Source organism: Enterobacter sp. PI-10 (genome assembly GCF_027947695.1).
Taxonomy (GTDB): Bacteria; Pseudomonadota; Gammaproteobacteria; order Enterobacterales; family Enterobacteriaceae; genus Enterobacter; species Enterobacter vonholyi.
Map to the genome: position 1 here is coordinate 398762 of NZ_JAJNOG010000003.1, position 10897 is coordinate 409658.

A 10897-nucleotide genomic window follows, 5' to 3' on the forward strand; every position below is an offset into this window, starting at 1 on the left:
ATCAGAAGTCTCACCATGCAGAAATTCCGAGTCTCTTTACTTAGCCTGGCGCTGCTGCTGGGCGCGTCCGCTGCCGTGCCGGCCGTCGCCAAAACGCCCGCGGTGAGCGCCGCCGCTGCTCAACCGCAAATTGCGTCCGGCAGCGCGATGATTGTCGATCTCAACACCAATAAGGTGATTTACGCCAGCCATCCGGACCTGGTGCGCCCGATCGCCTCGATTACCAAATTAATGACCGCGATGGTGGTGCTTGATGCACATCTGCCGCTGGACGAAAAGCTAAAAGTAGATATCAGCCACACGCCGGAGATGAAAGGGATCTACTCCCGCGTGCGGCTGAACAGTGAAATCAGCCGTAAAAATATGCTGCTGCTGGCGCTAATGTCGTCTGAAAACCGCGCGGCGGCGAGCCTGGCGCACCACTATCCGGGCGGCTACGACGCCTTTATCCGCGCGATGAACGCAAAAGCCAAAGCGCTGGGGATGAACAATACGCACTACGTTGAACCGACGGGGCTGTCGATCAACAACGTCTCCACGGCGCGCGATCTGACGAAACTGCTGATTGCCAGCAAACAGTATCCGCTGATTGGTCAGCTCAGTACCACCCGTGAAGAGATGGCGACCTTTGCGAACCCGGCCTATACGCTGCCGTTCCGCAACACTAACCATCTGGTTTACCGCGATAACTGGAATATTCAGCTAACGAAAACCGGCTTTACCAACGCGGCAGGACACTGTCTGGTGATGCGCACCGTGTTTAACGGTAAGCCAGTGGCGCTGGTGGTGATGGATGCCTTCGGCAAATATACCCACTTCGCGGACGCGAGCCGCCTGCGCACCTGGATTGAAACCGGAAAAGTGCAGCCTGTACCGGCCGCGGCATTGACGTATAAAAAGCAGAAAGCCGAGCAGATGGCGACGGCGCAGAACGATTAATTTCCCTCTGCCCGCAGATGCCCTCACTCCGACCCTCTCCCTGTCGGAGAGGGAGAAAACACTAAAAACGGTAACCCAGGTTACCGTTTTGCGTTTATTCCGGCAGCGTCCAGTCACCATCGTTGAGCGGGCGCTGCATAATCACCGTATCCCGCCAGTCGCCTTTCTTATACCCCACGCTGCGCAGCTGACCGACAATCTCGAAGCCGTGCTTTTTATGCAGCCGCAACGAGCCGGCATTATTATTGCCATCTCCCACCACGGCAATCATCTGCCGCCACGGCCCTTGCTCGCAGCGTTCAATCAACGCATCCATCAGTGCCGAGCCAAAACCGCGCCCGGTGATGCTGGCATCAACGTAAATCGACTCTTCCAGGGTATAGCGGTAGGCGTGCCGTGGACGGTAAGGCGTGGCGTAGCAGTAGCCCACCACGATGCCGCGATACAGCGCGATAAGCCACGGTAAACCGTGCTCAGCCACGCTTTTCATACGATGTCGCATTTCGTCGATGGTGGGGGGGACTTCTTCAAACGACGCGCGCCCGTGAAGCACATGCCAGGCATAGATGGCGGCAATAGCATGCACATCATCGGGAAGGGCGTCGCGCACTTCCAGTTCGGTCTCGGATAAAACATCAACAGCCGACATGATGTGCCTGCTCCTCGTTATAGAAAGCCGGAGAAACGTTTCTCCGGCGATAAGCAGTTACTCTATTACGATTAAGGAGCGCTTAACAATCTCTCAAATTTGGCTGTAGGAATTAATCAGACGTTTGCGTTATGCGCTGCTCCGCGTCTGCGCTCTCTTTCCAGTATTTCTTCCGCGTTGTTTTACCAATGCCGGGATTCATGCTGTTTGTAGGGTCATTCTCGCGATAAAACTGCTTAAGTGCGTCAGGGGCTTCATAAAGATGTCCGACGTTATGTTCCGCAGGATATTGTGCGCCGCGTTCACGCAGAAGGGCGAGCATCTGCTCCTTCAGTTCGTGTGCGTCGACCCCTTTTTTGACAATGTAATCCTGATGGAAGACATAACACATAAAGTGGCCGTAATAGAGCTTGTGCACCAGCTTGCTGTCGATTTCCGGCGGGAGATGCTCGAACCAGTCGGTGTCGTTACGTCGCAGTGCGATATCCAGCGCCAGAATATCTTCCACTTCTTCGGAATGCACCGCCTGGTAACGGATGGCTGCGCCTGCGGCGGCAAAACGGTGCAGGAAGGCTTTGCTGCCCTCTTCAGGCGTACAGGCAAAGAAATCCCCTTCGGCGGTTTTGAAGTATTCGGTCAGCCAGGACTGCGCTTCGGCAATCCCGTCCCCGGCCATTTTCAGCAGCAGGTGATGTTCGTACTTGTCGCGCCAGGTTTTCATTCTCTCCGGTAAATGCGCCGGGAAAACGTTGCCCAGCTTCTGCATAAAGCGGTCGGTGAAGTGGGGTTTAAACAGCGACACTTTCTCCAGCATCGCATCGGTGCGGCCCTTCATGGTGAAGAAGAACGGCATTTTGTCGGTGCCGAGCTTGTCGATCATCAGGAAGGTATCTTTGCCGTAACGTTCGGCGATGTCGTAAATGTCCCGGTGCATGTACTCGCCCGCCACCGGAAGATTGCTGAATTCGCCCAGAATATGACGGCGGATTTCCGTCAGAACCTCAGGCTGATTGGTACCGATGTAAAATACCTGCTGCTTTTTCTCTGCCGGGAAGGTATCCAGACGCACAGCAAAAACGGCAAGCTTCCCGGCGCAGCCGGAGGATTCAAACAGGCGGTCCGGGTCGGCGTTGTAGCGCGCCGGCGTATCGGCGTCGATATCCCGGACGCGGGTCACGTAGTCGTGATCGTGCGCATGACGGCCGTCGTGCTGCACGTCTTCGTCCTTCACGCGATCGTCGTCAAGCTTGCTGAGGATCTGTTCTGGCGTCACGCCGAGATCGATTCCCAGATGGTTCACCAGCGTCAGCTTGCCGTTTTCGTCAATACGGGCAAACAGCGACATCTCGGTATACGCCGGGCCGCGCTGCACCAGCGAGCCGCCGGAGTTATTGCAGATCCCGCCGACCACCGAGGCGCCAATGCAGGAGGAGCCAATCACCGAGTGCGGTTCGCGGCCCAGCGGCTTAAGCGCTTTTTCGAGGGAGTAAAGCGTGGTGCCGGGGAACGCGAGCACCTGCTCGCCCTTGTCCAGCAGGTGCAGCTTGTCGAGACGCAGGGTACTGATAATCACGATGTCACGATCGTAATCGTTGCCGTTCGGCGTGGAGCCTTCGGTCAGGCCGGTGTTGGCCGCCTGCATTAAAATAATCTTGTCGGCCGCGACGCAGGCGCTCAGCACGCGCCACAGTTCCAGCAGCGTGCCGGGGAAAACCACCGCCAGCGCCTCGCCCTGACCGGAGCGGAAGCCCTTGCGGTAGCGGGCGGTTTTAGCCGGGTCGGTAAGCAGGTGAGAGGAGCCAACCAGGCGCGACAGTTCGTTAATAAATGCTTTGTTATCGTCAGTTCGAACAGAAGACATCTTCCACTCCTTGTGGTGGGGCAAATTTCTCGCTGTAAAGCATAGCGCGATTAACTGTTAAGCGGTCGAGTATTCACGAGAAAAATCAGAGAATAACCCTGCAACGTTCAGAGGGTTTGTGGCACACTGCGCTTTTCGCACGGTATGGCCGAGATCGTCCGGCGGTTATTGATGAGAGAGTAAAACGACATGAAATGGCTATGTTCTGTAGGTGTCGCCGTCAGCCTGGCGCTGCAACCTGCGCTGGCAGAGGATTTGTTTGGCAATCACCCGCTCACGCCTGAAGCGCGGGATGCGTTTGTCACGGAATTGCTCAAGAAAATGACGGTCGATGAGAAAATCGGCCAGCTGCGTCTGATCAGCGTCGGCCCGGATAACCCGAAAGAGGCCATCCGCGAGATGATCAAAGACGGGCAGGTAGGGGCCATCTTTAATACCGTCACCCGCCAGGATATCCGCAAGATGCAGGATCAGGTGATGGATCTCAGCCGCCTGAAGATTCCGCTGTTCTTCGCCTATGACGTGGTGCACGGCCAGCGTACCGTCTTCCCGATTAGCCTCGGCTTAGCGTCTTCCTTTAACCTCGACGCGGTGAAAACCGTCGGGCGCGTGTCGGCTTATGAAGCGGCGGACGACGGCCTGAACATGACCTGGGCGCCCATGGTGGACGTTTCGCGCGATCCGCGCTGGGGCCGCGGCTCGGAAGGCTTTGGTGAAGATACGTACTTAACCTCCACGATGGGTAAAACCATGGTGGAAGCGATGCAGGGTAAAAGCCCGGCGGACCGCTACTCGGTGATGACCAGCGTCAAACACTTTGCGGCCTATGGCGCGGTTGAAGGTGGGAAAGAGTACAACACCGTCGACATGAGCCCGCAGCGCCTGTTCAACGACTACATGCCGCCGTACAAGGCAGGGCTGGATGCGGGCAGCGGCGCGGTGATGGTAGCGTTGAACTCGCTGAACGGCACGCCTGCGACGTCCGATTCCTGGCTGCTGAAAGACGTGCTGCGCGACCAGTGGGGCTTTAAGGGCATCACCGTATCCGACCACGGCGCGATTAAAGAGCTGATCAAACACGGCACCGCCTCCGATCCGGAAGACGCGGTGCGCGTCGCGCTCAAGTCCGGCATCAACATGAGCATGAGCGACGAGTACTACAGCAAATACCTGCCGGGGCTGGTGAAGAGCGGCAAGGTAACGATGGCGGAGCTGGACGATGCAGCGCGCCACGTGCTGAACGTGAAATACGACATGGGGCTGTTTAACGATCCGTACAGCCACCTGGGCCCGAAAGACTCTGACCCGGCAGATACCAACGCTGAAAGCCGCCTGCACCGCAAAGAGGCGCGTGACGTCGCGCGCGAAAGCCTGGTGCTGCTGAAGAACCGCCTCGACACGCTGCCGCTGAAAAAATCCGGCACCATTGCCGTGGTGGGCCCGCTGGCCGACAGCAAGCGCGACGTGATGGGTAGCTGGTCTGCCGCGGGCGTGGCTGACCAGTCCGTGACCGTGCTGACCGGTATCAAGAGTGCCGTCGGTGAAAATGCCAAAGTGGTCTATGCCAAAGGGGCGAACGTCACCAACGATAAAGACATCGTGACCTTCCTCAACCAGTACGAGGAAGCGGTGAAGGTCGATCCGCGCACGCCGAAGGAGATGATTGACGAGGCGGTGAACGCCGCGAAGCAGTCTGACGTCGTGGTCGCGGTCGTGGGGGAAGCGCAGGGTATGGCGCACGAAGCCTCCAGCCGTACCGATATCACGATTCCACAGAGCCAGCGCGATCTGATCGCTGCTCTGAAAGCGACCGGCAAGCCGCTGGTGCTGGTGCTGATGAACGGTCGCCCGCTGGCGCTGGTGAAAGAAGACCAGCAGGCTGACGCCATTCTGGAAACGTGGTTCGCCGGTACCGAAGGCGGTAACGCCATCGCCGACGTGCTGTTTGGTGATTACAACCCGTCGGGCAAGCTGCCGATGTCCTTCCCGCGCTCCGTCGGGCAGATCCCGGTTTACTACAGCCACCTGAACACCGGTCGTCCGTACAATGCCGACAAGCCGAACAAGTACACGTCTCGTTACTTCGACGAAGCTAACGGCCCGCTGTATCCGTTTGGTTACGGCCTGAGCTACACCACCTTTAAGGTCTCTGACGTGAAAATGTCGGCGCCGACCCTGAAGCGTGACGGCAACGTTACCGCCAGCGTCGAGGTAACCAACACCGGCAAGCGCGAAGGGGCTACGGTGATTCAGATGTACGTTCAGGATGTTACCGCGTCGATGAGCCGTCCGGTGAAGCAGCTGCGCGGCTTCGAGAAGGTCAACCTCAAGCCAGGGGAAACCAAAACCATCAGCTTCCCGATCGACGTGGATGCGCTGAAGTTCTGGAACCAGCAGATGAAATATGATGCGGAACCAGGCAAATTTAACGTCTTTATCGGCGTGGACTCCGCCCGCGTGAATAAAGGCGAGTTCGAGCTGCTGTAACCTTTCCCTCCTTTGCCTCCCCCCGTCCTGCGGGGGAGGCGTCTTACCTTATGCTAAAAAGGCATTTTGACGGTTAATTCCGCCGTTTTAAGCTACGCTTTTCTCTCAAGCCTCTGAAAAAGGCAGCAAAAAAATGAGGATAGCGGAATGACGATTGCAAAGGGGATGTTGGGATCTGCGGTGTTACTGGCGGCGCTGAGCCTGCCGTTACAGGCGGCGGAGCCGGTAAAAGTGGGCTCAAAGATCGATACCGAAGGCGCGCTGCTCGGCAATATTATTTTGCAGGTGCTGGAAAGTCACGGCGTGAAAACGGTCAATAAAGTCCAGCTCGGCACCACGCCCGTCGTGCGCGGCGCGATTACCTCCGGCGAGCTGGATATCTACCCGGAATACACCGGCAACGGCGCATTCTTCTTCAAAGATGAAAACGATCCTGCCTGGAAAAACGCCAAGGCCGGGTATGAGAAAGTCAAAAAACTCGACGCGGAACAGAACAAGCTGGTCTGGCTGACCCCGGCACCGGCCAACAACACCTGGACTATCGCCGTGCGCAAGGACGTGGCGGAGAAAGGGAAGCTGACTTCTCTGGCGGATCTCAGCCGCTACCTGAAAGAGAAGGGCGACTTTAAGCTGGCTGCGTCCGCGGAGTTTATCGAGCGTCCCGACGCGCTTCCTGCGTTCGAAAAAGCCTACGACTTCAAGCTCGACCAGGCTCAGCTGCTCTCGCTGGCGGGCGGGGACACGGCGGTAACCATCAAAGCGGCGGCGCAGCAAACCTCCGGCGTTAACGCGGCAATGGCCTACGGCACCGACGGCCCGGTGGCGGCGCTCGGCCTGCAAACCCTGACCGATCCTAAAGGCGTACAGCCGATTTACGCTCCGACCCCGGTCGTGCGTGAGGCGGTACTGAAAGCCTATCCGGAGATTGCCGAATGGCTCAAACCGGTTTTCGAAAAGCTTGATGAAAAAACGCTGCAGCAGCTGAATGCCAGCATTGCCGTCGAGGGGCTGGATGCCAAAAAAGTGGCCGCCGACTTCCTGAAACAACAAGGGCTTGTGAAGTAACGGGAAAGGGCTGTGCCAATAAAATGTCATAACCGCGTCCTGCTGCTGCTGGCCTGCGTGGCCATCGCGGCGGTCGCGTTACCGTTTGTCAACGTTGCCCCAAACCGCCTGATGTCGGGGGAGGGCAAAGCGCTCTGGCAGGTCTGGTCGTTTACGCCGGCGTGGCTTGTGGCGTCGCTGAGCGCGTGGGTGATCCTGTCGCTCTGGCAGGGACGCCCGGCGCAGTGGCTGACGCTGCTCCTCTCTGAAGGGCTGTTTATCCTCCTGTTCTGGAGCGCCGGACTGGCGGCGACGCATATGGCATCGGCGGAAAGTCCGCTGGCGAGAACCACTATCGGCAGCGGCCTGTGGCTGTGGCTGGCGCTATGTCTGCTGGCCTGCAGCGATGCCATTCGTCGACTCATCGCCAGCGCGGTCTGGCGCTGGATGCTCAATGCGCAGATATGGTGTATTCCATTGTTCCTGCTGTTCAGCGGTGAGCTGAACAACCTCTCGCTGCTAAAAGAGTACGCCAACCGTCAGGAGGTGTTTGATGATGCCCTCGCGCAGCACCTGACGATCCTCCTCGGTACGCTCGTTCCGGCGCTTCTGGTTGGGATCCCCCTTGGCATGTGGTGCTATCGCCATCCTTCACGCCAGGGCGGGGTTTTTACAGTGCTCAATGTTATCCAGACCATTCCATCCGTTGCGCTGTTTGGCCTGCTGATTGCGCCGCTGGCCGGGTTGGTGAAGTCATTTCCTGTGCTGGGAACGCTCGGTATTGCCGGAACGGGGTTAACGCCCGCCCTAATCGCGCTGGTGCTGTATGCGCTGCTGCCGCTGGTGCGCGGCGTGGTCGCGGGCTTAGGTCAGGTCGCACCTGACGTGCTGGAAAGCGCCCATGCGATGGGAATGAGCGCCCGGCAGTGTTTCTGGAAGATTCAGCTCCCGCTGGCGCTGCCCCTGCTGCTGCGCAGCCTGCGTGTGGTGGCGGTTCAAACCGTCGGCATGGCGGTGATTGCGGCGCTGATTGGCGCGGGTGGCTTTGGCGCGCTGGTGTTCCAGGGGCTGCTGAGCAGTGCTCTGGATCTGGTGCTATTGGGCGTGGTGCCCACGATCGCGCTGGCGGTTGTCGTCGACGCGCTGTTTGCCTTATGGCTCGCGCTGCTCGGGAGAAGAGCCAATGATTGAATTTCATGATGTCAGTAAAACCTTTGCCGGTCGCCCGGCGGCGAGCCATCTGAACCTGAACTTTGCCGAGGGGGCTTTCTCCGTGCTAATTGGCACCTCGGGCTCGGGAAAATCCACCACGCTGAAGATGATCAACCGTCTGGTTGAGCATGACAGCGGGCTGATTCGCTTTGCCGGAGAAGAGATCCGCAGCCTGCCGGTGCTGGAGCTGCGCCGTCGGATGGGCTATGCCATTCAGTCTATCGGCCTGTTTCCCCACTGGACGGTGGCGCAGAACATCGCCACCGTGCTGCAGCTGGAGAAGTGGTCGCGGGCGAAAATCGCTGACCGGGTGGATGAACTAATGTCCCTGCTGGGTTTAGAGCCCGCGCTGCGCGATCGCTATCCGCACCAGCTTTCCGGCGGGCAGCAGCAGCGCGTGGGCGTGGCGCGCGCGCTGGCGGCCAACCCGCAGGTACTGCTAATGGATGAACCCTTCGGCGCGCTGGACCCGGTCACGCGCGGGGCGCTGCAGGCGGAGATGACCCGCATCCACCGCATTCTCGGACGCACGATCGTTCTCGTGACGCACGATATTGATGAAGCCCTGCGCCTGGCCGACCATCTGGTGCTGATGGATCATGGCGAAGTGGTGCAGCAGGGCTCGCCGCTTGAGCTGTTAACCTGGCCGAAGAACGACTTTGTGCGCGAGTTTTTTGGCCGCAGCGAGCTGGGCGTCAGGCTTCTCTCCCTGCGGACGGTCAGCGACTATATGCGCCGGGAAGAGGTGCCGGTGAGCGGCGAACCGCTGCAGGCGCAGATGAGCCTGCGGGATGCCCTCTCCGCGTTTGTCGCGCGACAGTGCGAGGTATTGCCCGTCTCGGATGACCGGGGGGCGCCGTGCGGAACCTTACATTTTCGCGATCTGCTGGCCGGGGAGGTGACGCGTGAAGGCTCTGCGTGATCCGCTCCTCTGGCTGGTAGCGCTCTTTGTCGCCTTGCTGTTTCTGATGCCCCACAGCGCGGCGCTGTTTAACAGCCTTTTTCCCGGGCTGCCTCGGCCGGTGTATCAGCAGGAGAGCTTTATTAATCTCGCCCTGGCGCATCTCTGGCTGGTGGCGCTCTCCAGTGCCATCGCGGTTGTGCTGGGCGTGGGGGCGGGCATCGCGGTCACGCGGCCTGCGGGCCGGGAGTTTCGCCCGCTGGTGGAGACGATTGCGGCCATTGGTCAGACGTTTCCCCCGGTGGCGGTGCTGGCGATAGCGGTTCCGGTGATGGGCTTTGGTCAGCAGCCGGCGATCATTGCGCTGATTCTATACGGCGTATTGCCGGTGCTGCAGGGCACGCTGGCGGGCCTCGCGGCGGTACCGGCGTCAGTGCTGAGCGTGGCAGAAGGGATGGGGATGAGTCGCGGCCAGCGGCTGCGCAAGGTTGAACTGCCGCTTGCGGCGCCGGTTATTATTGCCGGGATCCGCACGTCGGTCATCATTAACATCGGGACGGCGACCATTGCGTCGACGGTCGGTGCCAATACGCTGGGAACGCCGATCATTATCGGCCTGAGCGGGTTTAATACGGCTTATATTGTGCAGGGGGCGGTGCTGGTCGCGCTGGCGGCCATCGTCGTCGATCGCCTTTTTGAGCGGCTGACGCTGTACCTCAGCCGACACCGCCGCGAACAATAAACGAGTACCCTGCCAGCATCACGCCGCCGATACCGCTCACGGCCATCAGGACAAAAAGGGTAATAATGGCCAGTTTGGTTGCCTTCATCATGTGCTCCTGTTGTTAACGGAACAATTATACGGTGAAGCGCAGCTGTTAATGAACCATTAAATGCCGTTATGGCTCATCCGGCCCAAGGGAATAAACCGGGTAACCATTTTCTCGCCATTCCATCAGAAGCTGCTGCTGCGTGGCGGACGGCACTTCGCCACACCAGACCAGCAGGGTCTGGCCGTCGAAAAACTCAGGCTTAAGCTGAGCCAGCGAGTGCGCCAGAACATCCACGCGCCAGCCCTTCTGGGTAGCAATCCACGCTTCCAGCCACAGGCGGGTGGTATCGTGCACGTTCCAGCCGACTACCAGCGCATCTTTTCCGGCTTTGTTCTTCGCTGAGGCAAGGCAGACGGCAATATAGTTGATCAGCACCCCGTCGAGCATGCTGAGCAGCGCCTGCAGGGTGGACTGCTGGCACTGCAGGCGTCGACGGAGCGGAATGAAAAGATGGGAGATCAGCGTCTGTGCCGGATAGTCGCGGCCCTGCTCTTTTATCCATGCGCGCAGGCGCTGAAGATTGCCTGCCTGCAGGAGCCGCAGCAGGGTTTCCTGTTGTTCGCGCCAGAGGTGCTGCGTGTCCGGGTCGTCATGGCTCAGCAGGGACTTCACTTTGCCGACCTGCACCCCGTTGTCGATCCAGCTCTTAATCTCGCGGATCCGGTCTATATCGGCATCATTAAAAAGTCGATGCCCGCCGTCTGTCCTTTGCGGTTTGAGCAATCCATACCGTCGCTGCCACGCCCTTAGGGTAACGGGATTGATATCACAAAGGAGTGCCACTTCACCTATCGTGTAAAACGCCATATTCGCCCCCTGGCTTACGCGTTCCCAGCTTAACTGTAGACCCACTTTTGCGAACCAGGAAGGGTTGATTGATTTTTGAACAAACAATGCGAAGCATGCACGATATTCAGAAAAAGGTGTGATAACGGACACGATTTTGTGCTTTTTTGGAATGCTTCAAAGAA

The 10897-nt window shown here is 58.7% G+C and carries 10 protein-coding genes; 6 read left to right on the plus strand and 4 right to left on the minus strand.

Features of this window, described 5'->3' with window-relative positions; translation table 11 throughout:
- Positions 1-15 precede the first annotated feature (15 nt).
- A complete protein-coding gene (gene pbpG / locus LRM19_RS10255; RefSeq protein ID WP_111965977.1) occupies positions 16-939 on the plus strand; it encodes a D-alanyl-D-alanine endopeptidase in 924 nt (307 codons plus the stop codon).
- A gap of 94 nt (positions 940-1033) precedes the next feature.
- On the opposite strand, the gene LRM19_RS10260 is transcribed toward pbpG, so the two are convergent.
- Complete coding sequence (locus LRM19_RS10260) at positions 1034-1588, minus strand: GNAT family N-acetyltransferase (RefSeq protein WP_115875833.1); 555 nt, start codon at positions 1586-1588, stop codon at positions 1034-1036.
- Between the two features lie 112 nt (positions 1589-1700).
- Positions 1701-3449: a D-lactate dehydrogenase gene (gene dld / locus LRM19_RS10265; RefSeq protein WP_133294803.1), complete on the minus strand. Its 1749-nt coding sequence runs from the start codon at positions 3447-3449 to the stop codon at positions 1701-1703.
- Positions 3450-3638: 189 nt separating this feature from the next.
- Between dld and bglX the strand changes: the two genes are divergently transcribed.
- The 5 genes from bglX (at position 3639) to LRM19_RS10290 (ending at position 9835) form a co-directional block, all read left to right on the plus strand.
- Positions 3639-5936, plus strand: coding sequence for a beta-glucosidase BglX (gene bglX / locus LRM19_RS10270; RefSeq protein ID WP_248174698.1), 2298 nt, complete (start codon positions 3639-3641; stop codon positions 5934-5936).
- A 147-nt stretch (positions 5937-6083) separates the two neighbouring features.
- Positions 6084-7001 (plus strand): glycine betaine ABC transporter substrate-binding protein OsmF, encoded by a 918-nt coding sequence (gene osmF / locus LRM19_RS10275; RefSeq protein WP_115875831.1) that lies wholly within the window; start codon positions 6084-6086, stop codon positions 6999-7001.
- A gap of 12 nt (positions 7002-7013) precedes the next feature.
- Complete coding sequence (locus LRM19_RS10280) at positions 7014-8171, plus strand: ABC transporter permease (RefSeq protein WP_271368654.1); 1158 nt, start codon at positions 7014-7016, stop codon at positions 8169-8171.
- The gene (locus tag LRM19_RS10285) at positions 8164-9114 is read left to right on the plus strand and encodes an ABC transporter ATP-binding protein (protein ID WP_136195421.1); all 951 of its coding nucleotides are present in this window, start codon (positions 8164-8166) and stop codon (positions 9112-9114) included. The genes LRM19_RS10280 and LRM19_RS10285 overlap by 8 nt, the downstream gene beginning before the upstream one ends.
- Positions 9098-9835, plus strand: coding sequence for an ABC transporter permease (locus LRM19_RS10290; protein WP_111965984.1), 738 nt, complete (start codon positions 9098-9100; stop codon positions 9833-9835). Before LRM19_RS10285 ends, LRM19_RS10290 begins: the two co-directional genes overlap by 17 nt.
- Here LRM19_RS10290 and LRM19_RS10295 read toward each other — a convergent pair.
- A complete protein-coding gene (locus LRM19_RS10295; protein WP_008500895.1) occupies positions 9810-9923 on the minus strand; it encodes a protein YohO in 114 nt (37 codons plus the stop codon). The two genes, LRM19_RS10290 and LRM19_RS10295, sit on opposite strands and share 26 nt — an antisense overlap.
- Before the next feature lie 69 nt (positions 9924-9992).
- Positions 9993-10733, minus strand: coding sequence for an HTH-type transcriptional regulator MlrA (mlrA, locus tag LRM19_RS10300; protein ID WP_111965985.1), 741 nt, complete (start codon positions 10731-10733; stop codon positions 9993-9995).
- Positions 10734-10897: the final 164 nt, after the last annotated feature.